The sequence below is a fragment of the Pseudomonas sp. MIACH genome (genome assembly GCF_001269925.1).
Taxonomy (GTDB): domain Bacteria; phylum Pseudomonadota; class Gammaproteobacteria; order Pseudomonadales; family Pseudomonadaceae; genus Aquipseudomonas.
The window spans coordinates 131,834-153,238 of sequence record NZ_LHVO01000056.1; the positions used below are offsets into that span (position 1 = coordinate 131,834).

Here is a 21,405-nt window from a genome sequence, read left to right on the forward strand (position 1 = left end):
CCATCGTCTCGAAGCTGTTTCACAGATTAGTAACGACAAAAAACCCGGCGAATGCCGGGTTGTAACCACTCATGCCGAAGGCTGGAAATACCCCGCCAACGCCCGCAAGTCCTGCTCACTCAGCAACCCCGCGTAATACTTCAACTGAATCCTGGCCAGCAGATACGCGTGCCGCGCATTCGCCAGGTCACGGCGGGCCGTGAACAGTTGTTGCTCGGCGTCCAGTACATCGAGGTTGACCCGTTCACCACCGCTGACGCTCTTTTTGGTCGCGGTGACCAGCGCGGTGGCGGAGCTGACGGCCATTTCGTAGGCGCGCACTTTCGCCGCGCCGCTGGTGTTGAGGTTGAATTGCTTGCGCAGTTCCACCAACGTCGCCGAGGTGTGTGCGTCCAGCTCGTACTGGGCCTGGGACAGTTGCTTGGCCGCCTGGCGCGTGGAGGCCGACACCGATCCACCGGCAAACAAGGGCAGGCTGACCTGGAGGCCGACGCTGTTGGTGTCGTACTTCTGGTTGTAGCTGCTTTCCGAATCGGAGCTGGTCTGGCGGCTGCTGGCGTACAGGCTGACCTTGGGCATGTGCCCGGCGCGTTTGCGCTCCACTTCGTAGGACGCCACGTCCAGCGCGTGGTGCTGGGACTTGAGTTCGGGGTTGTTGGCCATGGCCAGTTCACGCCAGGTTTCGAAGCGATTGGGCTCCAGCGGCGGGATGTCGAATTGACGGGTCAGGGGGGCCAACTCTTCGATCTGCAACGGCTGGCCGACAATCGCTTCCAGCTCGCGCAAGGCGCTGTCCTGAGCGTCCAGCGATTCGATTTCCTCTGCCTGGGCCAGGCTCAATCGCGCTTGGGTTTCCAAGACATCGGTGCGCGTGCCTTCGCCGCCTTTGAGCAGACGATCATTGAGTTGCAGGCGTTCGGCAAACGCACGCTTCTGCGCACGGCTCAACTCGATGCGTTCCTGCGCCAGCAGCGCCTGGCTGTAGGCGCTGAGCACGCGCACGGCCAGTTCCTGGCTCTTGCCGCGAAAACGCTCATCGGCCATCAGCGCCTGGGCGGTGCCTTGGCGAAAGCGCGCGTAGGCTTCGTAATCCAGCAACGGCTGCTGCAAGGTCAGGGTCGAGGCGTAGCTGCGGTAATCACGGTCGCTGGTGACATCGCCGACAGCGGTGCTTTGGGTGACTTCGGATTCATTACGTGAGTTGTTATAGCTCCAGGACAGGTTCGGCAATAACGCTGCACGGCCGATCACGCGGTTCTCTTCGCCGGCTTCACGCTCCTGGATCGCCGCCTGAAAAGTCGGGTCATTGCGTAGGGCGAGATCGTAGGCGTCGAGCAAACCCAAGGCATGCACCGCCGGTGTAACGCTCAAACACAGGGTAAAAAACAGCGCCTTCATTCTTCCACCAGCGCCATGTGGGTGCGATCCAGCAAAGGTTTGAACAGGTAGTTGAGCATCGAACGTTCACCGGTCTTGATAAAGGTTTCCACCGGCATACCGGGACGGATCTGCACGCCGTCCAGTTGTTGCATGCCCGCCGCGCTGACCTGGGCGCGCACGGTGTAATAAGGCTCGTCGGTGCGCTCATCGACCTGGCGGTCGGCGGAGACCAGCGTCACCTCACCGGCTACCCGTGGCGTGGTAGCCTGGTTGAAGGCCGAGAACAGCAGTTCCACCGGCAAGCCTGGATGCACTTTGTCGACCATTTGCACCGGCACCCGTGCCTCCACCAGCAACGGCTCGCCCTGGGGCACGATGTCCATCAGCGCCTGGCCGGGCTTGATCACCCCGCCTTCGGTGTACACCTCCAACCCCACCACCACCCCTGAAGCCGGCGCACGCACCAGGCTGTTGGCCAGTTCGAACTCGGCCGAAGCCAGGCGGTTGCGCAGGTCGTCGCTGCGGGTGCGGGTCTCGGCCAACTGGCCGCGCAGGTCTTTCTGGAAGTCTTCGCCGAGCTGGCGGATGCGCAGGCGCAGCTCCAGGACCTGGCGCTGCAACTGGCCGATGCGCCCGTAGTCCTCGGCAATGGCGCCGTCGACCTGAGCGTACAGGCGCTCGCTGTCGAGCAGGCGATTGCGCGGGATATAGCCATCACGCGCCAGCTCGCGCAGGCCTTGCAGTTGTTCATTCAATGCCGCGCGTTGCTGCAGCTTGCTCGCTTGGGAATCCCGCGTGCCGCGCCACTGCGCCTCGGCCCCGGCAATGTTTTCGCGCAGGCCTTGTTGCTCAGTGGACAGCGACTGGGCACGGCTGGTGAACAGTTGCCGTTGCAGATTCAGGGTGTTGGCCGCCTCAGGTTCATTCAGCAATTCAGGGCCGAATGCGATGGCGGGCAAACCTTCGCTTTCCGCACTCAAGCGCGCCTCGCTGGCCAGGGACGCGAGGTACTGACTGCGCAGCGACTGCATCTGCCCGCGCAAGGGGGTTTCCTTCAAGCGCAACAGCACCTGGCCGGCCTTAACCACCTCACCGTCACGCACGTCGATGCGTTCGACGATACCGCCGGCAGGGTGCTGCACGGTTTTGCGATGGCCCGAGACCATGACCTTGCCCGACACCGCCACGCCTTTGTCCAGCGGTGCCAACGCGGCCCAGCCGATAAATCCGGCAAAGCCACCGAGCACCAGCCACCAGCCCAGGCGCGAATATTTTTTGTCATCCAGCGCCAACACCGTGTGAGGGCGGTCGCTGACCAGTACCGGTTTGCTCATGCCTGTTTTCCTTCACCGAGGCGGTAACTCATGCTCATGGTCGACACCGGCTTGCTGGCTGCCGGTTTCTGCCGCGCCTCCAACACCCGCGCCGTAGGACCAAAGGCCTGTAACTGGCCGTCCTTGAGGATCAGCAACTGATCGGTCAGGCTCAGCACATTGGCTTTGTGGGTAATCAGGATCACCGTGCGGCGCTGCTGCTTAAGCTGGGTGATGGCCTGGAGCAGGGCCTGCTCGCCCACTTCGTCGAGGTTGGCGTTGGGCTCATCCAACACGATCAACGCCGGCAGGCCGTACAGCGCACGGGCCAGGGCCACGCGTTGTTTCTGGCCACCGGACAACCCCGCACCGCCCTCCCCCAATTGCGTGTCATAGCCTTGGGGCAGTTGCAGGATCAGTTCATGCACACCGGCCATTTGCGCAGCGGCGAGGACTTTGTCGGCCTCCAGCTCGGCAAACCGCGCGATGTTGTCAGCGATGCTGCCAGCGAACAGTTGAATGTCCTGGGGCAGGTAGCCGATGTGCGGGCCGAGTTGCTGTTTGTCCCACTGGACCAGGTCGGCGCCGTCCAGCCGCACCTTGCCGGCCAGCGGTGCCCAGGCGCCCACCAGCACCCGCGCCAGGGTGGATTTGCCGCAGCCCGACGGGCCGATCACGCCGAGCACTTCACCCGCTGGCAGGTTGAACCCCAGGTTCACCAGCGCCGGCCGACGGCTGCCGGGGGCGCAGGCGCTGATGTGCTCGACGCTCAACTGGCCCTTGGGCACCGGCAGGCTCATGCGCGGCGGTCGCGCCGGGTTGGCCGCCAGCAGCTGCGACAAGCGCTCGTAGGCCAGGCGCGCCGAGCCCCATTGCTTCCAGACGCCGATCAGTTGGTCGATGGGGGTCAGCACCCGCCCCATCAGGATGGAGCCGGCAATCATCATCCCCGGCGTGATATCGCCCTGCACCGCCAGCAACGCACCCAGACCCAGTACCAGCGATTGCAACGCCAGGCGCACGCCCTTGGACCAGGCGGTGACAGCGGCGGTCTTTTCACTGGCCAGATTTTGCTCGGCGAGGAACGCTTGGTGCTGGTTGAACCAACGCCCGCGCAAGGTGGCGAGCATGCCCATGGCTTCAATGGTGTCGGCATTGCGCAGGTTGGCGGTGGCCTGCTGGCTGGCGTGGATGGACAGTTGGCTGGCCTGGGCCATCGGCGCCTGGCTGACGTGGTGGTTGATCCACGCCAACGCCATCAATACCAGCGCGCCGCCCAGCGCCAGCAGGCCAAGCCAGGGATGGAACAGGAAGATCACCAGCAGGTACACCGGAAACCACGGCGCATCGAAAAACGCGAACAGCGCCTGGCCGGTGGCGAACTGGCGCAGGGTGGTCAGGTCATGCAACGCCTGGCCCGCCGACTGGGTGCCGCCCTTGAGTTGCGCTTCGAACGCGGCGTCGTAGACCCGCTGGTTCAGGCGCATGTCCATCTGCGTGCCGAGGCGGATCACCACCTGGCTGCGCACCCACTCCAACGCGCCCATCAGGCCGAACAGGCCGAGGATCATCAACGTCAGCATGAGCAGGGTCATCTGATTGCCCGAGGCCAGCACCCGGTCGTACACCTGCAGCATGTACAGCGCCGGGGCCAGCATCAGCAGGTTGATCACCGCCGAGAACAGGCCGATGTTGAAGAAGCCACTTTTATAGGCCGTGAGGGCGGCCAGGGTTTCGTTGCCGGCGTGGCGCATCTGGGGATTCTCGTGGGGTTGAGCGTGCAGCGTCGCCGCGTTGACAGGCGATACGACGCTGCGCAGAATTCGGCACCGCCGTCGCCGGAAGAGTTAGAAGGCTTGGGCGACGGCGGTGTAATGCAGCGAATGGGAGAGCGATCTTCCATTCGCTTTTTTCATGCAGCAGCAGGTTCAGGCGGCGAGTGCCCAGTCCTGTGCCACGTCCTGCACACCCACCAAAGCAACGTCGGCGGTGGCAGTGGAAGTCGCGTGGCTGGCGACGGCGGCGGCAATGTCGTCGAAGGTGCTGTTGAGGCTCTCGCCGATCGAACCCAGCAGATCAGTGAGGACGGTCTCCAGGGCGGCAGTGTTGCCCTGCATCAGGCCGTAGATCACGCTCTGCACTTCGTTACCGACGCGACCGGCATCCGAAGCGGCGCTCAGGTCGAGGCCGTTGAAGGCGACCTTGAAGTCGGTCAGGCTGAAATCGCTGCCACTACCGCCGCCGAGGCCGGTGCCCAGTTGAACGTTATCCAACTCGCCCCACAGGAAGTGGTTCTGGTTGCTGCTGGCCGGCAGCGAAGGGTTGAACACGTAGTGCAGGCCATTGCTGGTGTCGCTGTCGGCGATGAAGGCGTAGTCGGAGCTGTTGGCGCCGTGGGTAGCGTACTGGTCACCGCTGAGGGAGCCGTTACTGAAACCACCGGTATTGCTGCTGCCGTGGCCGGCGGTGTTGAAACCCAGGGCCCATGCGCTCAGGTATTCCCCGACAGTGAAAGAACCCAGGCCAGAATCGTAGCTAACAGAAATAGTCATCACTAAACCTCGTTAAACAACGCTATTGATGAGTACGCACAAGCGGCGCACTTTTTTACCCACCGTTGGGTAAAACCGTTGATCACGTGCCGATGCACGTTGATCAGAATTTGTATTCCAGCATCCCGCTCAGCGTGCGACCGCGGGCCAGGCTGAGGTTGTTGGCATCGCCCATGGCGACGAAATAGGCTTCATCGGTGGCGTTTTCCAACGCCAGTGCAATGTTCAAGTGATCGGTCATCCAGTAACTGGCGTACAGGTCGTAGAGGGTGTATTGCGGCCACATCGCCTGGTCGAGCAAGTCGTAACCCTGTTGATTGAGGTTTTCGCCATTGCCCGCGCTGTAGCGCACGCGCACGCCGGTATCCAGCCGCTTGTCCAGAAAGCGCGCGCCCAAGGTCAAGGAGCCACGGTCGGCAGGCATATAGGTGGCGTTGCCCATGATCCGGCCACAGCTCTCCTTGTTGTTGGCGACGTCATCGTCCAGCACTTCATAGCTGGTCACGAAGCGGATGCGGGAAACGCCGTTCGCGTCGACATAGCGCTCGATACGCGAAGTACTGGGGCCATTCTTCTTCGCGCCCCCCAGGTAATAGTTCTTCGAGCAGAACTCATTGCTGCCGATCATGTGGGTGTAACTGAGGTTGGCGTACGCGCGGCCCATGTCGTAGTTGAGCTGGTACTCAAGCCCACGAAAACGCGTGGGATTGGTGTTGTTGACGTAGGCCATGTTCCCGAGAAAACCACCTGCGGTGGTTTCTGGAAGGCTGACGCTGGTGTTGAGAAAGGAGAAATTTTCAATCCTGGTATCAAAGTAAGCAACCTTGACGCCCAGGCGGTCGTCACCGAACAGCAGCCCTTCCTTGAATACGTTCATCCCCACTTCCCAGTCCTTCGACTCCTCTGGCTTGAGGTAAGGATTGGGGAACACACGCTCACCCGAACCGCCACCATGGGGACGGCCGGTCATGAAGGTTTCGGTCACTGCCGGCGGTCGCCAGCCCTTGCCCCAGCGCGTATAGAGTTGCAGCCAGTCCAGGCCCGGTTTGACGGCGATGCCGAAGGTGGGGGAGAACTGCCCTTCCTCGCGATCAATGTCGTAGACCTCAGCGACACGCTTGGCGCCCACCAGGCTGCTGTAGAAGCGATCACGACGGTACAGGGTCAGCCCGGTTTCGCCTTCGAGCCGATAACGGTCATACCGCAGGCCGCCATCGAGGGTCAGCCAATCGCCGTATTCGTATTGCAGGTTATTGAACAGGCTGGCGATGGTGCGCTTGCCCCCCGGCGTGCCGCCCTCGGCGTAGGGCAGCAAGCCGAGGTTGTTGACGGCTTCGACCTTGTTGGTGCGTGGCTTGAACTCGTCCTGATACAGCTCCATGCCGTAGTTCCAGCTCACATGCCCGCCCTCGCCGAAATCAAAGCGCGAGGTGTTATCGCCCTGCAGGCCCCAGGTATCGGTCTGGAAGTGGTCGGTATAGGCCCCTACATAGTTGCCCGTGCCTACCGTTGCCCCATTGGCTGCGTTGCTTCGATCCAGCTGGGTGGTGACGTAATACACCTTGGCCTTGAGGTCGATCAGCGGGTTATCCGGCGTATAGCTGTAGTCCAGCGCAAAGTTCTTGGCGTTGAGGTTGTTCTTGCTGACCCGTTGGTAGAAGACGCTCTGGTTATCGTCGCTGGTATAGGCCCAGGCGTCGTTGCTGTCACTGTCGCTTTCCAGGTAGCTCAGCTGTACGCGCTGGTCATTGGGCAGGTTGAGGCCCAGCTTGAGGATCTGCGAGCGGGTCACGCTGCCCATATCCCCGACTTCGCTGTTCAACCAATCATCGAACGCGCCGGGCATGGCCTTGCGGGCACGCATGTTAGTGCCCAGTTTCTGGTCGTTGTGGGTACCGGCGCGGTAGTTGCCGAAATGCCGCTCGCTGTAGCCCAGCAATACATCGCCGCGCTCATCACCAAAGGCAAACACGCCGCTGCCGTTGAAGTCGGTGCCGTTACCCAGCTCACCGATGCCGCTGCCGGCGCGAAGGCGGCCGCCGTAGTCCTTGCCGTCCTTGAGAAACTCACTGGCATCCAGAGTCTTGAACGAAGCAATGCCACCCAGCACCGCCGCACCGCCCTGCCCCGACTGACTGCCCTTGTCGATCTCGATGCTGGAGATGAACTCCGGGTCGATCAGCATGGTGCCGTTGCGTTGCTGGTGGCCGTTGACGTTGAAGTTCTGGCGCATGCCGTCGATGTTCATGTTCACGCGGCCATAGTCCTGCACACCGCGAATATTCACCGACAGGCCAGGGTCGCGCTGGTTGACGGCGGTGTAGACGCCGGCGGTTTCTTCAAGCATGTCGGCGGCGTGACGGGGCGGGCGTTTGTCGATCATGTCACGGCTGATCACCGCCACCGACTTTGGGCTCTGGTACACCCAGTCGCTGGCCTGGCCATTGGTGTTGCCGTTGATGGTGGTGGTGCCGACGGTGATGGCATCCGCGTGGTCGTCGCTGACACGGTTAAGGGTGACCTGGCGCTCGCTGGTAAAGCGATACTCCACCGGTGCGGCGCCGAGCAAACGGCCAAGCCCTTCCTGCACGCTGAAACTGCCTTTGAGCGCGGTGCTGCTCAAACCTTGCAGGCGCTGACTGTCGAACAGCACCTGCAAACCGGCCTGATCGGCGAAAGCCAATACGGCACTGCCCAAGGATTGCCCAGGGATATCGAACGCCAGCACGGCAGGTTGGGCAGCGCCCGCTTGAGGCTGAGCCGCGTACACGGGAGCTGCCGCGGCGAACAGGCCCAGGTGGATGGCCAGGGCTAACCGGCTACCGGTGATACGCCCCTTGGTGAGTGCTGACATTTCTGGTTTCCCTGCGCTGATCGTATTTTTTGTTTATGCGAATGCTTCTCACCTAGCAAGACGTACGAAGCGCAGGAAGTCAGTAAGACTTTTTCAAAAGTTTTTTCAGCAGGGGGTTTTAGGCGGGTGGGAGCGGATCTCCCACCGGGTCATCAATAGATCAGGCTGAGGCCGGCCAGGTCCAAGCGTTGCACTTGCAGTTCCTGGGTCAGGGTGCCGAGGGCGGTGTCGAGCATGTCGAGGCGGAAGACGCCGCTGACTTCGCGATCGCCCAGCGCCGAGTTGGTCAACACCACTCGCCCAGGACGGTAGCGGTTGAGCTGCTCGACGACCTTAGCCAAGGGTTGCCGGTCGAAGATCAGCACCCCGCGTCGCCAACTGGTGGCGCGCTCTACGTCGAATTGATCCAGCGGCATAATGCCGTCCTCGGGGCTGTAGCGAGCGGCCTGGCCTTCCTTGAGCACGCGGTCACTCGGGCCTCTGCTCGGTGTGGCGTGCAACGAGACCTCAACGCTGTGCTGCAACACGCCCACCCAGGCCCGGCGCTCGTCCTCGCGCTGCACCACAAACCGCGTGCCCAGCGCCCGCGTCTGCCCGCCGGCGCTTTGCACCACGAACGGACGGGACTCCTGCCCTCCCATCGGCGCCACCGCAAAAATCGCCGAACCCTGGATCAGGCGAACTCGCCGTTGCACGCCGTCATAGTCCAGGCGGATGGCACTGGCGGAATCCAGCTCCACCGTGCTGCCATCCGCCAGGTGCACGGTGCGCACCTCGCCCTTTTGGGTGACATAGTCGGCCTGCATGCGCAGCCAGGCGTCCGGCCCGCGCATCCAGCCGACGCCGGCCACCACCACGACCAGCGCGACCGCCGCCGCACGTTGCCAGGGCCTTCGTCGTGGGGTTCGGCGCACCGGCATCGCCGCCGCAGACGGACGCTGGCGATACACCGGCTCGTCCTTATGCACCTCGCCCAACGCCGCCCAGGTCTGCTCGGCAAAGCGCAGCGCCGCTTCGTGTCGACTGTCGCAGGCGATCCAATGGCGCAGCTCGGCCTGTTCCTGGTCGGTCAGGGCACCGGCGTGCAGGCGCACCGCCCACTCGGCGGCCTCCTCGGTAATGCTGTGCTGTTGCTGACCCTGGCTATTCACGTGTGAATCTCGAATTTTTCGTTATATGACGCTGTGACGTCTGACCTGAGGTTTTTCCGTAATTCATTCGTCGGATGGCGCCACCTCACCGTCCTGCAAGCGCTGCATCACATACGCCAGCGCCTTGGCCAAGTGCTTTTGCACGGAACTGTCAGAGATGTCCAGGTGCCGGGCGACCTGGGCGTGGGTCATGCCCTCTATACGGTTCAGATGGAAGATCTGCTGGGTTCGTTCCGGCAGCTCCGCCAACGCCTGCTTCAATGCCTGTCGCTGTTGCTGCGCCATTGCCTGAGCCTCCAACCCGGCGACTTCATCTTCAATCTCGGCCAGCGCCTCATGGGGCACGGAATCGGTCTTGCGCCGCGCTTCCTGGCGAATATGGTCGATCAGCAGATTGCTTGCCGTTCGATACAGATAGCCCTGGGAGTTGTCGATACGCTCGCCGGCCGGTTTTTCTGCCAGGCGCAGGAAGCTCTCCTGAACCAGGTCGGCGGCCAACTGCGGGTCCCGCACCTTGCGCGCCAGATACCCGCGCAGGGTATCGGCGTGCTTGAGAAACAGGCCTTTGAGATCCACGTCCGACAAACCGACTCCCTGGAATGTAAAGGAAACAGGCGGGCATCTTAAGCGTTGTCGAGAATGATTTTCAATTGATATCTAATCTGATTCGAGCGTCGGACACGGCTGATTAACAGTTCGATAATCGAACACATCCGCCGCCATCAATTGACCAAATTAACCAACCAGTACATTTTATCCCCACAACGAACAAGAACTGTGGAGATACCCTTTATGCCGCCCATCGTGCTGGTGCTCAACGGCCCCAACCTCAACCTGCTCGGCACCCGCGAGCCTGCGACCTACGGCCACGAAACCCTGGCCGACGTGGCCGCTCTGTGTGGCCGCAGCGCCGAACAACTGGGGCTGAAAATCGAATTTCGCCAGACCAACCACGAAGGTGAACTGCTGGACTGGATCCACGGCGCCCGCGCCCGCTGCGCTGGCATCGTCATCAACCCGGCGGCCTGGACGCACACCTCGGTGGCGATTCGCGACGCCCTGGTGGCCAGTGAAGTGCCGGTGATCGAGGTGCATTTATCCAATGTGCATGCCCGTGAAGCGTTTCGTCACCACTCTTTTGTATCGCCCATCGCCAAGGCGGTGCTCGCGGGTTTCGGCAGCCATGGCTACCACCTGGCCCTGGAACATTTCAGCCAGTTGTTGAAGGGGTCGAACCGATGAAAACGCGCATCCTCGCCGGGCTGATCGGCGCCGGCATCCAGGCGTCCCGCACCCCTGCCCTGCATGAGCAGGAGGGTGATGCCCAAGGTTTGCGCTACCTGTATCGGTTGATCGACCTTGAGCCCTTGCACCTGGACATCAACGCCCTGCCCGATCTGCTGCACGCTGCCGAGCTGATGCACTTCACCGGATTGAACATTACCTACCCATGCAAGCAGGCAATCCTGCCGCTGCTCGACGATTTGTCCGACGAGGCCCGAGGCATCGGCGCGGTCAACACCGTGGTCTTCAAGGACGGCAAGCGTATCGGCCATAACACCGACTGCCTGGGATTTGCCGAGGGTTTTCGCCGCAACCTCAATGATGTGCCGCGCCAACGCGTGGTGCAGATGGGCGCGGGCGGCGCCGGCGCAGCCGTGGCGCATGCGCTATTGGCGGAAGGTGTGGAGCACTTGAGTATTTTCGACGTGGACGCCAGCCGTGCCCACGACCTTGTGGATAACCTCGCCCAGCGTTTCGGCACCGGCCGCGCACAGGTTGGCACCGACCTTGAAAACGCCATGGCCGAGGCCGATGGCCTGGTCAACACCACGCCCATGGGCATGGCCAAACTGCCCGGCACACCGGTGCCAGCGGCCCTGTTGAGAGCCGAACTGTGGGTGGCTGAAATTGTGTATTTCCCGCTGGAAACCGAACTGCTGCGCGACGCCCGCGCCTTGGGCTGCCGCACCCTGGATGGCGGCAACATGGCGGTGTTCCAGGCGGTGAAGGCGTTTGAGCTGTTCAGTGGCCAGGTGCCGGATGCGCAGCGCATGCTCGCGCACTTCAAGAGCATGAATACCTGAAATGTGGGAGGGGGCTTGCCCCCTCCCACATTGGGTTAGGCGATGGACTCAGGCCTGCAGGTAGCGCATCACCGACTCACAAATCATCTCGCGATGCCGCTGTTTAATTGCCTCGTCCGACAACTCGATCTGAAAGATCTCACTGAACGTATGCCGGTTGGACACCCGATAAAAGCTGAATGAGTTGATCAGCAGGTGCACGTCCAACGGTTCCAGCCCCTCGCGAAACAGCCCCATCTCAGCCCCTCGGCGCAAGGTGACACCCAGCGCTTCGAGGATGTTGCTGTTCATTGCCTTGATCGAGTCCGAGCGTTTCACGTATTCGGCGTTGTGGATATTTTCGATGCTGACGATGCGCACGAAATCGACGTTCTGATCGTGGTGATCAAAGGTGAACTCCACCAGCCGGCGGATCGCTTCACGCGGTTCCAGGGCGGTGAGGTTCATGCGCGTTTCGGTGTTGCGGATATCGCCGTAGAGCTTCTCCAGCACTTCGACGTACAACTGCTCCTTGCTGCCGAAGTAGTAATAGATCATGCGTTTGGAGGTATGGATGCGCTCGGCGATGGCATCCACGCGAGCGCCGGACAGGCCCTGCTGAACAAACTCGACGACGGCTTCCTGGAGAATGTTCTCGCGGGTCTTTTCCGGGTTGTTCTTGCGACTCTTGCGCGGTGTGTCTGACACAGCGGAGAGATCGGGAGTCAGGGTCATGGTGCACTCACGGCCATTTTTATTTTGCAGGCCGCGATTATGGGCCGAGGCGCTCCCCGAAGGAAGCACCTGGCCAGCGGTTATAACCGTGCCTGGCGCACTGCGCCGCTGCGGGATTTGGCCATCGCCGCCAGGCGCACCGCCACATTGGCCGCGCCGTAGCCGGCATAGCCATTTTTGCGCTGGATGATCTCGAAGAAAAACCGTCCTTCGAACGCCTCGGTGTACACATGAAACAACTCACCGCCCTGGGCATCACGGTCGTACAACACGTTGTAGTACGCCAGTTCGCTGAGGAACTCCTCATCGAAATCAAAGCGCGCAGCCAAGTCGTCGTAGTAGTTGAGCGGGATATCCAGCAACGGCACCCCGGCCTCCTTGGCGCGGCGCACTTCGGCGAAAATATCCGCACAGTCGAAGGCAATGTGATGCACACCCGAGCCGCGATAACTCGATAGCGCGTGGGAAATCGCGGTGTTGCGGTTCTCGGAAATATTCAGCGGCAAGCGAATCGAGCTGCAACGGCTGCGCAGCGCACGGCTTTTCACCAGGCCGTAAGGGTCGGGCAGCACCACTTCGTCATCGGCTTCGAAATCCAGCAGGCTCTTGTAGAACAGCACCCAGCTGTCGAGGCTGTCGGCCGGCAAGGCCATGGCCATATGGTCGATGCGCAGCAAACCACCGCTGGCAGCGCTGGACGCTTGCAGATTGAAGTCGGTGTCGTAGATCCCCCCCTCACTCTGATCCACCAGGTAAATCAGGCTGCCATCCGGCGCGCGCACCGCCGCCAGCTCCAGCTCGTTGGGCCCGACCAGGCCGCGATAGGGCTGGCCCTTGTAGGCCACCGCGCGTTCCAAGGCCTTGGCGCTGTCCTTGACCCGAATCGCCGTGGCGCACAACGACGGCCCATGAGCCTCGAAAAAGTTATGCGCAAAGGAATACGGTTCGCAGTTGAGGATCAGGTTGATATCGCCCTGGCGCAGCAGGCTCACACTCTTGGAGCGGTGCTGGCCGGCCTTGACGAAACCCAGGCGCTCCAGCCAATGGGTGAGCTTGGCGCCGAGGTTTTCATCCACGGCGAATTCGAGGAACTCGATACCGTCGTACTCGCTGGCCGCTGGGGTATCGAACAGAATCTCGACAGGTTGCGCGGGCGCCTCCTGTTGCAAGCGCTCGCGGGTTTTCTCTTCCAGGTACAGCAAGGAGCGCAGGCCATCCGCCGCATTCGCGCGGGTCGGCGCGGCGCGGAAGCCATCGTTGAAAATTTCCAGGGACAACGGGCCGGTGTAGCCACTCTTGATGATCGGCGCGAGGAACCCCGCCAGGTCGAATTCGCCTTGGCCGGGGAAGCAGCGAAAATGCCGGCTCCACTCCAGCACATCCATGGCCAGGATTGGTGCGTCGGCCATTTGCACAAAGAAGATCTTGTCGCCGGGGATCTGCGCGATGGCACTCGGGTCGCCCTTGAGCGACAGCGTATGGAAACTGTCGAGCAACACGCCCAGGCTCGGGTGATCGACCTGGCGCACCAGGTTCCATACCTGCTGCCAGGTGTTTACATGCTTGCCCCAGGCCAACGCCTCATAGCCAATGCGCAGGCCGCGACGACCGGCGTGTTCGGCCAACAGGCTGAGGTCGTCGAGCAGGATGCGTTCATCGCCGACGCAATCGGCCGAGGCATTGCTGCACACCAGCACCAGGTCGGTGCCCAGTTCCTGCATCAGGTCGAACTTGCGCTCGGCGCGCTCCAGGTTGCGCGCCAAGCGATCGCGGCGGCAGCCTTCAAAGTCGCGAAACGGCTGGAACAAGGTGATGGCAATGCCGAGGTCGGCGCACATCTGCCTAACTTCCCGAGGGCTGCCGTCGTAATACAACAGGTCGTTCTCGAAGATCTCAACCCCATCGAACCCGGCGGCGGCAATGGCTTCGAGCTTCTCCGGCAGGGTACCGCTCAAAGACACGGTGGCGATGGAACGTTGCATGGGTCACTCCCGGCAATTGTTGTTTATGGCAAATTATTCGCCCCCAGACTACCCGCAGCAATTAAAATGTACGAACCGGTTAGTTTTTGGTGCGATTATCGAACACTAAGCCTCTTTGGCGAATTGACGATTTTTTAGCCACTGCGCACCATCAATCACGCAGCGACACCCAAAAGAAGACCCACAACACCTCATAAAAATTTCAAAAAACGGGTACAACCACATGCCTTCGCAAAATTCCGCCCTGGCCGCGCGCCCGGGCACCCCGCACGCCGGCATCGGCGACAAGATCCGCGGCGCCATGGCCGTCGGTAAAACCCGCTGGGGCATGCTGGCCCTGGTGTTCTTCGCCACCACCCTCAACTACATCGACCGCGCCGCCCTGGGCGTGATGCAACCGATCCTGGCCAAGGAAATGAGCTGGACGGCGATGGACTACGCCAACATCAACTTCTGGTTCCAGGTCGGCTACGCCATCGGCTTCGTGCTGCAAGGCCGACTCATCGACCGAGTGGGCGTCAAGCGCGTGTTCTTCTGCGCCGTACTGTTGTGGAGCCTGGCCACTGGCGCCCATGGCTTGGCCACTTCGGCGGTCGGTTTTATGGTCTGCCGCTTTATCCTCGGGCTGACCGAAGCCGCCAACTACCCGGCCTGCGTGAAGACCACCCGCCTGTGGTTCCCCGCCGGTGAGCGTGCGGTGGCCACCGGTATCTTCAACGCCGGCACCAACGTCGGCGCGATGATGACGCCGATGCTGCTGCCGTTGATCCTGCATGTGTGGGGCTGGCAGGCTGCGTTCCTGTGCATGGCGTCGCTGGGCGCGATCTGGCTGGTGTTCTGGGGTTTGAAGTACTACAACCCGGAAGACCACCCGAGCGTCAAACAATCCGAACTGGACTACGTGCAACGGGAAGTCGAACCGGAACAACCCGGCGTACCGTTCAGCCGCATCCTGCGCATGCGCGGCACTTGGGCCTTTGCCATCGCCTATGCCCTGACCGCACCGGTGTTCTGGTTCTACCTGTATTGGCTGCCGCCGTTCCTGAACCAGCAGTACAACCTGGGTATCAACGTGACCCAGATGGGTATCCCGCTGATCATCATCTATCTGACAGCCGACTTCGGCAGTGTGGGTGGGGGGATTCTGTCGTCCTTCCTGATCGGCCGTGGGATGAACTCGATCAAGGCGCGGTTGCTATCGATGCTGCTGTTTGCCTGCTGCATCGTCGGCGTGATCATGGCGGCCGGCTCAAGCCAGCTGTGGGTCGCGGTGTTTGCCATCTCCCTGGCCATCGGTGCGCATCAGGCGTGGACCGCCAACATCTGGAGCCTGGTGATGGACTACACGCCCAAGCACATGATGAGCACGGTGTTCGGTTTCGGCGGCATGTGTGCAGCCATCGGCGGCATGTTCATGACCCAGATCGTCGGTCATATCCTCACCGTGACCAACAACAACTACACCGTGTTGTTCACCCTGATCCCGGCGATGTACTTCATTGCGCTGACCTGGATGTACTTCATGGCACCGCGCAAGATCCCTACCGTAGACGTCTGATCACCTGCGCCGCTGCTGCCAGGCAGCGGCCAACCCGCTCATGCAGATCACCCCGATGCCGACCACCGTGGTCACATCGGGGGTATGGTTGAACACCAGCCAGCCCAGCAAACCTGCAAACACGATCTGGCAATAGCCGAACGGCGCCAGCAACGCCGGTGCCGCAAAGCGGAACGCCTGGGTCAGCATCAAGTGAGCGGTCATCCCAAAGGTGCCCAGCGCCAGCATCAACACCCCATGCCACAGCGTGGGAACCTGCCAGAAGAACGGCACCATCGCACTCATCACCAAGGTATTGCACAGCCCGGCGAAGAAGTTGCTGGTGGTCGGGGTATCGTATTGGCTGAGGATGCGCGTGAGCAGTTGGTAGAAGCAGAAGAACAGCGCCGAGCACAGCGGCAACAACACCGCAGGCGTAAACAACTCACCGCCTGGGTGAATGATCACCAGCACCCCGACAAAACCGCAGATCACCGCCAGCCATTGGCCGCGTGTCACGTGCTCGCCAAGCAGCGGCACCGACAGTGCTGTCACCAGGATCGGTGCGAGGAAGTTCACCGCGGTGGCTTCCGCCAATGGGATGTAATGCAACGCCGTCGTGAAAAACAGGCTGGTGCCCAGCAAGCACAAGGCCCGCACCACCTGCATCCCCGGGCGTTTACTGCGCAGCACGCGCAACCCCGACTGCGGCAGGAAAATCCCGGCCATCAGCAAGGTGTGCACCACGTAGCGCACCCACACCACCATCACGATCGGGTAGAACCCGGCCAGGTATTTGGACAAGGCATCGTGGCTGGAGAACAGGAATGTCGCCAACACGATCAGCAAAATGCCTTTGAAGGGGTGGTTGACGCCGGAAAGGGGGGTGCTGACAGTCATGGAATTCTCTTGCGTGGCGGGCGGAACGCTGAGCACTGAACGAAGCAGCGCTCAACCCGGTAATCTAGCAGCCGGGCTGGAGTCTGCCCCGAGAGCATAACCAAACACCGGGCGAACAGCGCACTAAATCACCGCATTCGAGTCCAACGCTGCACCTTAGCCCCCGCATTGCATACTTTTTAACCAAGGCCTTGCCGCAATGAAAAAAATTCTTTTTGTTCTTTCTGCCCTTGCCCTGCTGACCGCCTGCAACCAGGAGAAGCCAGCGCCCAAACCCGCGCCGCCGTCCGTGCAGGCCACCCTGGTACCCGAAACCCCACCCACCGATCAATGGGTCGGCAAATGGATCGGTGTCGAAGGCCTGAACCTGACCATCGCCAAGGACGACAGCATCGGCCGTGGCCACTACATCCTCACCATGCAATACGGCCTCGACGCCGATGACTCAGGCACCTTCAAGGGTGAAGCCAGCGAAGACGGCATCGCCTTCACCCGCCCGGACGGCCCGCAATTGCTGCGCGCCGGCGATGGCGAAGCGACCGGACTGAAATGGCTGGCGGATAAAAAAGACTGCCTGATCGTCGCCACCGGCGAAGGCTATTGCCGTTAATACCGACCATACTCAGACACTAAATTAGTGTAGGAGCGAGCTTGCTCGCGAAAATCGTTAACGATAAAGCGGGCAATCTGGTTAAACGCGGTGTTTGTGCGTTTTTCGCGAGCAAGCTCGCGCCTACCGAAGGCTGATCAAGAGGATTGCCCCATGCTATGGAAAAAAGGCCGACGCAGCGACAACGTGGTGGATGCCCGCGATGACAGTGGCGGCGGCGGTGGAGGGATGCGCTTTGGTGGCGGCAAGGGCCTGAGCCTGACCGCGATTGTGCTGATCGTCGGCATCGGCTGGCTGACCGGCCAGGACCCGATGCAGATCCTCGGCCAGTTGACCGGCCAAATGGAGCAGGCACCGTCGGTGAGCCCCCAAACGCGCCAGGCGCCGCCGGCCAACGATGAGCAAGCCGACTTCGTACGGGCGGTACTGGGCGATACCGAAGACACCTGGGGCCAGGTGTTCAAGGAAAACGGCCTGGTCTACAAAAACCCGAAACTGATCCTGTTCCGTGGCCGGGTCAATTCCGCCTGTGGTGGCGCCACCTCGGCCAGCGGCCCGTTCTATTGCCCGGCGGATCAGCAGGTTTATCTGGACCTGGATTTCTTCCGGGAAATGTCGCAACGCTTCCAGGCCGCCGGCGATTTCGCCCAGGCCTACGTGATCGCCCACGAAGTCGGGCACCACGTCCAAACATTGCTGGGCATTTCGTCGAAGATCCAGGCCGCCCGCCAGCAAGGCCGCCAGATGCAAGGCGACGGTGGCCTGCTGGTACGCCAGGAGCTGCAAGCCGACTGCTTTGCCGGTGTGTGGGCCAATCGTGCGCAAAAGCGCCTGAACTGGCTGGAACCCGGCGATATTGAAGAAGCATTGAACGCCGCCAACGCCATCGGTGATGACCGTTTGCAGCAACAGGGTCAAGGGCGCGTGGTGCCGGACTCGTTTACCCACGGTACCTCGGCACAGCGGGTGCGCTGGTTCAAGACCGGCTTCGCCCAAGGCCAGATCACTCAATGCGATACGTTTACGGCCAAGAGTCTTTAGATGAATAAGCTATCGGGAATAATGCTGGGCTTGATGTTGACCTGTTCCACGACCTGGGCCGCCGAGAAGGAACACGGCGTCAAGGTGGTCAGTCCCGATCGTTTTCACCTCGACGCTGGCGACCTCAGCCTCGGCTTGAGCCAGGACTGGCGCCAGCCACTGCCCAACGTCACCCGCGCCTTGATCATCGTGCATGGGCGCCTGCGCAATGCGCAGACCTACCTGCAAAGCGGTATCGATACCGCCGAACATGCCGGGGTTGCCGCCAACACCCTGGTGATCGCGCCGCAGTTTCTGAACGGGTCCGACATGCAGCGCAACCACCTGGACAACCAAGTGCTGCACTGGAAGGGCAATGACTGGATGGCCGGCGACGCCTCGACCGGCCCGGGCCAGATCAGCTCTTTCGGCGCCCTCGACCAGATCATCAAGCACCTGGGCAACCGCACGCTGTTCCCGGCGCTGAAGGAAATCGTGGTGGCCGGCCATTCCGGCGGCGGCCAAGTGGTGCAGCGCTTCGCCCTCACCGGCCACGCGCATCCTACCCTGCAAACCGAGGGCGTCAGCTTGCGCTATGTGGTGGCCAACCCCTCGTCCTATGCCTACTTCAGCCCACAGCGGCCGGTGAAGTTCGAGACCGCCAGTTGCCCAGGCTTCAACGACTGGAAGTACGGCATGCAGCACCGGCCGGCCTACGCCAACGGCCAAAGCGCCGAGCAGCTGGAACAAGCCTACGTATCACGCACCATCACTTACCTGCTGGGCCAACAGGACACCGACCCGAACCACCCGGCGCTGGATAAAAGCTGCGAAGCCGAGACCCAGGGCGCGTATCGGCTGATTCGCGGGCACAACTACTTTGACTACCTCAAGCAGCGCCATCCGCAGTTGCGCCAGACGCTGGTGGAAGTGCCGGGGGTGGGGCATGACGGGGATGGGATGTTTACGTCGCCCGAGGGCCAGAAGGTACTGTTCAAGCAATAACTGACGAAACCGCCCCTCCCACATTTGATCTCTATTGCTTGGGCTAGATCATCCGGCGCAATGCAGCGCAGTCTGCAGCATGCCAATCCGCCAGCTCCGGCCACGGGTTCTCCGGCAGGTTGACCAACACCGTCCGCGCCCCTGCCGCCCGGCCGCAATCCAGGTCAAAGCGGTAATCGCCGACCATCACCATCCTATCGGGCGATACAGCCCACGCCGCCGCCAATTTCAACAACCCACCCGGGTCCGGCTTGGGCGGCGCATCATCACGCCCCAGCACATCCTCGACCGCAAAGCAGTCCGCCAGGCCAATCGCCTCCAGGGTGATATGCGCCAACTCCCGCGCATTGCGGGTCAGGATACCCAGGCGATAACCCCGCCCGGCCAGTTCGCGCACCAGCTCCACCGCACCGTCCGCCGCGACGGAGCCCAGCGCCAGCTCGCGCTCATGCTCCAGCAACCAGGCATGCTTGGCCGCCGCGATGTCCGCCGGCAAAGCGGCGAGGTGAGTGAGGATGTCGTCCTCGGGGGGAATGTCCAGGGCCACGCGAATCGCCGCAAAGTCATGCACCGCTACCGTCAAGGTACCGTCCATGTCGAACACCCAGTGCTTAACGTCCGTCAGGCTCATGCCCAATCCTTGCGATGGCGGATCAAGCCTTCCTGGGTCACCGACGCCACCAGTTGCCCGGCGCGGTTATACACGCTACCGCGGGAGAAACCCCGGGAATTGCCCGCCCATGGGCTGTCCATCGCATACAGCAACCAGTCATCGGCACGCAGGTCGGCGTGGAACCACAGCGCGTGGTCAAGGCTGGCGACCTGCATGTCTTTCTGCCACACGGTCTTGCCATGGGGCAGCAACGAGGTGGTCAGCAGGCCGAAGTCGGAGGCGTAGGCCAGCAGGTATTTGTGTAGCGCCGGCGTATCCGCCAGGGCGCCGTCGGCCCGAAACCACACGTACTTGACCGGGTCGGACGGCTGCGGGTTGAACGGGTCTTTTTCGGTAACCGGGCGCACTTCGATCGGCTTGGGGCACAGCAGCTTGTCGCGCATATGCTCGGGGATCAGGTGCGCGCGCTGCTGGGTCAGTTCCAGCTCCGACGGCAGGTTTTCCGGGCCGACTACCACGGGCATGGTGGTCTGGTGCTCGAAGCCGGCTTCGTCGTATTGGAACGAAGCGCTGCAGGTAAAGATCGGGTGGCCTTTCTGGATCGCCGTCACGCGGCGCGTGCTGAAACTGCCGCCATCGCGTACACGGTCGACCGAATACACCACCGGCAACTTCGCATCGCCGGGGCGCAGGAAATAACCGTGCAGGGAATGCACGTGGCGCGCTTCTTCGACGGTCTGGCTGGCGGCCGACAGCGACTGGCCGAGCACCTGGCCACCGAACAGTTGGCGAAAACCCAGGTCCTGGCTGCGGCCGCGAAAGAGGTTTTCCTCGATCGGCTCCAGGGTCAGCAAGTCCACCAGATCTTCCAATACTTGGCTCATTCAAACTCTCCTCAGAGCAAAACGGTATCTACCTGTAGGAGCAAGCTTGCTCGCGAAGATCGTTAACGATAACGCAGCGCTTCTGGTTTACAGCAGCGCTCTTGCGTTCTTCGCGAGCAAGCTCGCTCCTACAGGGGTCTATTGGGCATTCCGGGCTGCTTATCCGTGCAGCGTGTCCAACCATTGGGCGCGGGTGATGCGGTACAAAACGTGGGGCCGCAGCGGGTCATCGGCTGCAACCTTGGGGTGTTCAAAATCAGCCAGCGGATCGTAATGCATACCGATGGCCTGCATGACTTTTTGTGATGGCTGATTGGCTTCAGTGGTGAAGGCGACAATTTCGTCCAACTGCAAACGGTCGAAACCACAGCGCAGCGCGGTCCAGGCCGCCTCACTGGCATAACCCAGGCCCCAATGCTCACGGGCCAGGCGCCAACCGATTTCCACCGCAGGGGTAAAGCCCGCTTCAAAGCTGACATTCTGCAACCCGGTCAGGCCGATAAACTCACCGGTGTCTTTGCGCTGCAGCGCCCACAGGCCAAAACCGTATTCGGCGAAGTGGCCGCGAATCCGGCCGATCAACGCGGCGCTTTCCAGGTGGCTCAATTTGGCCGGGAAATAGCGCATCACCTGCGGGTCGGCGCACATGCGCGCGAACTCCGTCAGGTCGGCATCGCGCCATTGGCGCATGACCAGGCGTGCGCTTTCCAATTGCAGTATCGGCTCCATGGGTCCCCTCCCTTGCCATGTGCGTGAGTGTACAGCGCTGGTAAGATCCTTCGCAGGTTCCCGTCAGAAATTCC

At 61.7% G+C, this 21,405-nt stretch carries 19 protein-coding genes; 6 read left to right on the forward strand and 13 right to left on the reverse strand.

The window, feature by feature from the left end; all coding sequences use genetic code 11:
- Positions 1–69 precede the first annotated feature (69 nt).
- The 7 genes from AD670_RS23385 to AD670_RS23415 all read right to left on the reverse strand — a co-directional run bounded on the left by AD670_RS23385 (position 70) and on the right by AD670_RS23415 (position 9,835).
- Entirely contained in the window at positions 70–1,398 is a 1,329-nt protein-coding gene (locus AD670_RS23385; protein WP_053137971.1) for a TolC family outer membrane protein, read from the reverse strand.
- Positions 1,395–2,714, reverse strand: a complete 1,320-nt coding sequence (locus AD670_RS23390) for an HlyD family type I secretion periplasmic adaptor subunit (protein WP_053137974.1) — start codon at positions 2,712–2,714, stop codon at positions 1,395–1,397. The genes AD670_RS23385 and AD670_RS23390 overlap by 4 nt, the downstream gene beginning before the upstream one ends.
- Positions 2,711–4,447 (reverse strand): type I secretion system permease/ATPase, encoded by a 1,737-nt coding sequence (locus AD670_RS23395; protein ID WP_053137977.1) that lies wholly within the window; start codon positions 4,445–4,447, stop codon positions 2,711–2,713. The genes AD670_RS23390 and AD670_RS23395 overlap by 4 nt, the downstream gene beginning before the upstream one ends.
- A gap of 174 nt (positions 4,448–4,621) precedes the next feature.
- The gene (locus AD670_RS23400; protein WP_053137980.1) at positions 4,622–5,245 is read right to left on the reverse strand and encodes a heme acquisition protein HasA; all 624 of its coding nucleotides are present in this window, start codon (positions 5,243–5,245) and stop codon (positions 4,622–4,624) included.
- 103 nt (positions 5,246–5,348) lie between these two features.
- The gene (locus tag AD670_RS23405) at positions 5,349–8,099 is read right to left on the reverse strand and encodes a TonB-dependent receptor (protein ID WP_053137983.1); all 2,751 of its coding nucleotides are present in this window, start codon (positions 8,097–8,099) and stop codon (positions 5,349–5,351) included.
- 152 nt (positions 8,100–8,251) lie between these two features.
- Complete coding sequence (locus AD670_RS23410; RefSeq protein WP_053137986.1) at positions 8,252–9,250, reverse strand: FecR family protein; 999 nt, start codon at positions 9,248–9,250, stop codon at positions 8,252–8,254.
- Positions 9,251–9,313: 63 nt separating this feature from the next.
- Positions 9,314–9,835: an RNA polymerase sigma factor gene (locus tag AD670_RS23415; RefSeq protein WP_053137989.1), complete on the reverse strand. Its 522-nt coding sequence runs from the start codon at positions 9,833–9,835 to the stop codon at positions 9,314–9,316.
- Between the two features lie 207 nt (positions 9,836–10,042).
- Here AD670_RS23415 and aroQ point away from each other — a divergent pair, with 207 nt between their 5' ends.
- Positions 10,043–10,492 carry a type II 3-dehydroquinate dehydratase gene (gene aroQ, locus AD670_RS23420; protein ID WP_053137992.1) on the forward strand — a complete coding sequence of 150 codons (450 nt, stop codon included), beginning with the start codon at positions 10,043–10,045 and terminating at the stop codon, positions 10,490–10,492.
- Complete coding sequence (locus tag AD670_RS23425) at positions 10,489–11,337, forward strand: shikimate dehydrogenase (RefSeq protein ID WP_053137994.1); 849 nt, start codon at positions 10,489–10,491, stop codon at positions 11,335–11,337. The genes aroQ and AD670_RS23425 overlap by 4 nt, the downstream gene beginning before the upstream one ends.
- 48 nt (positions 11,338–11,385) lie before the next feature.
- Here the strand turns inward: AD670_RS23425 and AD670_RS23430 are convergent, their stop codons facing one another.
- Entirely contained in the window at positions 11,386–12,051 is a 666-nt protein-coding gene (locus AD670_RS23430; RefSeq protein WP_053137997.1) for a TetR/AcrR family transcriptional regulator, read from the reverse strand.
- Between the two features lie 80 nt (positions 12,052–12,131).
- A complete protein-coding gene (quiC, locus tag AD670_RS23435) occupies positions 12,132–14,033 on the reverse strand; it encodes a 3-dehydroshikimate dehydratase QuiC (protein ID WP_053138000.1) in 1,902 nt (633 codons plus the stop codon).
- A 223-nt stretch (positions 14,034–14,256) separates the two neighbouring features.
- Between quiC and AD670_RS23440 the strand changes: the two genes are divergently transcribed.
- A complete protein-coding gene (locus AD670_RS23440) occupies positions 14,257–15,591 on the forward strand; it encodes an MFS transporter (protein WP_053138003.1) in 1,335 nt (444 codons plus the stop codon).
- Here the strand turns inward: AD670_RS23440 and AD670_RS23445 are convergent, their stop codons facing one another.
- Positions 15,592–16,470: a DMT family transporter gene (locus tag AD670_RS23445; RefSeq protein WP_053138005.1), complete on the reverse strand. Its 879-nt coding sequence runs from the start codon at positions 16,468–16,470 to the stop codon at positions 15,592–15,594. It abuts the gene before it with no gap.
- A gap of 199 nt (positions 16,471–16,669) precedes the next feature.
- Between AD670_RS23445 and AD670_RS23450 the strand changes: the two genes are divergently transcribed.
- The 3 genes from AD670_RS23450 (at position 16,670) to AD670_RS23460 (ending at position 19,105) form a co-directional block, all read left to right on the forward strand.
- Positions 16,670–17,080 carry a membrane lipoprotein lipid attachment site-containing protein gene (locus AD670_RS23450; RefSeq protein ID WP_053138008.1) on the forward strand — a complete coding sequence of 137 codons (411 nt, stop codon included), beginning with the start codon at positions 16,670–16,672 and terminating at the stop codon, positions 17,078–17,080.
- A gap of 153 nt (positions 17,081–17,233) precedes the next feature.
- Positions 17,234–18,121: a neutral zinc metallopeptidase gene (locus AD670_RS23455; RefSeq protein ID WP_053138009.1), complete on the forward strand. Its 888-nt coding sequence runs from the start codon at positions 17,234–17,236 to the stop codon at positions 18,119–18,121.
- Positions 18,122–19,105, forward strand: coding sequence for a hypothetical protein (locus AD670_RS23460; RefSeq protein WP_053138011.1), 984 nt, complete (start codon positions 18,122–18,124; stop codon positions 19,103–19,105).
- A gap of 43 nt (positions 19,106–19,148) precedes the next feature.
- Here the strand turns inward: AD670_RS23460 and AD670_RS23465 are convergent, their stop codons facing one another.
- The 3 genes from AD670_RS23465 to AD670_RS23475 all read right to left on the reverse strand — a co-directional run bounded on the left by AD670_RS23465 (position 19,149) and on the right by AD670_RS23475 (position 21,331).
- Positions 19,149–19,736: an HAD family hydrolase gene (locus AD670_RS23465; protein ID WP_053138015.1), complete on the reverse strand. Its 588-nt coding sequence runs from the start codon at positions 19,734–19,736 to the stop codon at positions 19,149–19,151.
- The gene (tesB, locus tag AD670_RS23470; protein WP_027605282.1) at positions 19,733–20,602 is read right to left on the reverse strand and encodes an acyl-CoA thioesterase II; all 870 of its coding nucleotides are present in this window, start codon (positions 20,600–20,602) and stop codon (positions 19,733–19,735) included. Before tesB ends, AD670_RS23465 begins: the two co-directional genes overlap by 4 nt.
- A 159-nt stretch (positions 20,603–20,761) precedes the next feature.
- Entirely contained in the window at positions 20,762–21,331 is a 570-nt protein-coding gene (locus AD670_RS23475) for a GNAT family N-acetyltransferase (RefSeq protein WP_053138018.1), read from the reverse strand.
- Between the last annotated feature and the right edge of the window lie 74 nt (positions 21,332–21,405).

What these genes read in the sequence shown, in the direction of transcription:
- AD670_RS23385 (WP_053137971.1), bottom strand. Translation starts at nt 1,398, where the DNA reads ATGAAGGCGCTGTTTTTTACCCTGTGTTTGAGCGTTACACCGGCGGTG.
- AD670_RS23390 (WP_053137974.1), bottom strand. Translation starts at nt 2,714, where the DNA reads ATGAGCAAACCGGTACTGGTCAGCGACCGCCCTCACACGGTGTTGGCG.
- AD670_RS23395 (WP_053137977.1), bottom strand. Translation starts at nt 4,447, where the DNA reads ATGCGCCACGCCGGCAACGAAACCCTGGCCGCCCTCACGGCCTATAAA.
- AD670_RS23400 (WP_053137980.1), bottom strand. Translation starts at nt 5,245, where the DNA reads ATGACTATTTCTGTTAGCTACGATTCTGGCCTGGGTTCTTTCACTGTC.
- AD670_RS23405 (WP_053137983.1), bottom strand. Translation starts at nt 8,099, where the DNA reads ATGTCAGCACTCACCAAGGGGCGTATCACCGGTAGCCGGTTAGCCCTG.
- aroQ (WP_053137992.1), top strand. Translation starts at nt 10,043, where the DNA reads ATGCCGCCCATCGTGCTGGTGCTCAACGGCCCCAACCTCAACCTGCTC.
- AD670_RS23425 (WP_053137994.1), top strand. Translation starts at nt 10,489, where the DNA reads ATGAAAACGCGCATCCTCGCCGGGCTGATCGGCGCCGGCATCCAGGCG.
- AD670_RS23430 (WP_053137997.1), bottom strand. Translation starts at nt 12,051, where the DNA reads ATGACCCTGACTCCCGATCTCTCCGCTGTGTCAGACACACCGCGCAAG.
- quiC (WP_053138000.1), bottom strand. Translation starts at nt 14,033, where the DNA reads ATGCAACGTTCCATCGCCACCGTGTCTTTGAGCGGTACCCTGCCGGAG.
- AD670_RS23440 (WP_053138003.1), top strand. Translation starts at nt 14,257, where the DNA reads ATGCCTTCGCAAAATTCCGCCCTGGCCGCGCGCCCGGGCACCCCGCAC.
- AD670_RS23445 (WP_053138005.1), bottom strand. Translation starts at nt 16,470, where the DNA reads ATGACTGTCAGCACCCCCCTTTCCGGCGTCAACCACCCCTTCAAAGGC.
- AD670_RS23450 (WP_053138008.1), top strand. Translation starts at nt 16,670, where the DNA reads ATGAAAAAAATTCTTTTTGTTCTTTCTGCCCTTGCCCTGCTGACCGCC.
- AD670_RS23455 (WP_053138009.1), top strand. Translation starts at nt 17,234, where the DNA reads ATGCTATGGAAAAAAGGCCGACGCAGCGACAACGTGGTGGATGCCCGC.
- AD670_RS23460 (WP_053138011.1), top strand. Translation starts at nt 18,122, where the DNA reads ATGAATAAGCTATCGGGAATAATGCTGGGCTTGATGTTGACCTGTTCC.
- AD670_RS23465 (WP_053138015.1), bottom strand. Translation starts at nt 19,736, where the DNA reads ATGAGCCTGACGGACGTTAAGCACTGGGTGTTCGACATGGACGGTACC.
- tesB (WP_027605282.1), bottom strand. Translation starts at nt 20,602, where the DNA reads ATGAGCCAAGTATTGGAAGATCTGGTGGACTTGCTGACCCTGGAGCCG.
- AD670_RS23475 (WP_053138018.1), bottom strand. Translation starts at nt 21,331, where the DNA reads ATGGAGCCGATACTGCAATTGGAAAGCGCACGCCTGGTCATGCGCCAA.